This window comes from Pseudomonas sp. P4_C3 (genome assembly GCF_056402075.1).
On the sequence record NZ_JBFUIC010000713.1, the window covers coordinates 1 to 852 of the forward strand.

The 852-nt window shown below is 56.7% G+C and carries 1 protein-coding gene; it reads left to right on the forward strand.

The features are described 5' to 3' along the window. Window positions 1–19: 19 nt before the first annotated feature. A partial coding sequence (locus AC1DVH_RS31980) for an aminomethyl transferase family protein (RefSeq protein WP_477757148.1) occupies window positions 20–852 on the forward strand: 833 nt, incomplete at its 3' end.

Genomic DNA, 852 nt, shown 5'->3' on the forward strand with positions numbered 1-852 from the left:
GCGCCCGGCGTGTCGCGAAGTGAAGACCACGCCGATTTACGAAATACTCAAACACAAGAATGCCGTGTTCGGCGCTTATTACGGCTGGGAGCGTGCCAGCTGGTTTGCACAATCTGCCCATGCCCCCGTCGAGAACTTCAGCTACAGCCGGGGCAATTGGGATGCAGCAGTCCGGTCGGAATGTGAAGCGGTGCAAAATCGCGTGGGTATCCTCGATCTGAGCGCCTTCACAAAATTCGAGATATCTGGAAAGGATGCTCGTTCATTTCTGGATCGGATCAGCCCCAACCAGGTTCCTGCCAAATGCGGGGATGTAGCTCTCGCCCACGTACTCACCCCATCAGGAAGCGTGGCGTGGGAATTCTCCATGACGCTACTGGAAAGCGGCGCGTTTTACCTGATGTGCCCAGCGGCTTGCGAGCTGCTGATTGAAGATTGGCTGCGGCAACGGGCAGCGAAATACGCGAATATCTCCATCGCGAATATCACCAGGGACTGGGGCACGCTCATCCTGGCTGGCCCTAGAGCACGAGAAGTGCTGTCCAAACTTACCGACACCGATCTGAGTAATGCAGCATTCCCCTGGTTTACTGGCCAGGAGATCCAGGTCGTTGGCGCTCCCGTACGCGCGTTGCGGATGAACTTTGTCGGCGAATTGGGATGGGAACTCCACCATCCACTCCAACACCAGCAAGCACTTTACGAAGCACTCGTTTGGGCGGGTGAAGCGCATGGAATCGTCGACTTCGGGCTGCGGGCCATGGACTCGATGCGCATCGAAAAGGGTTATCAAATCTGGGGCCGCGAGCTGACAACAGAGTACTCGGCGCTAGCTGCCAACATGGGTTACTT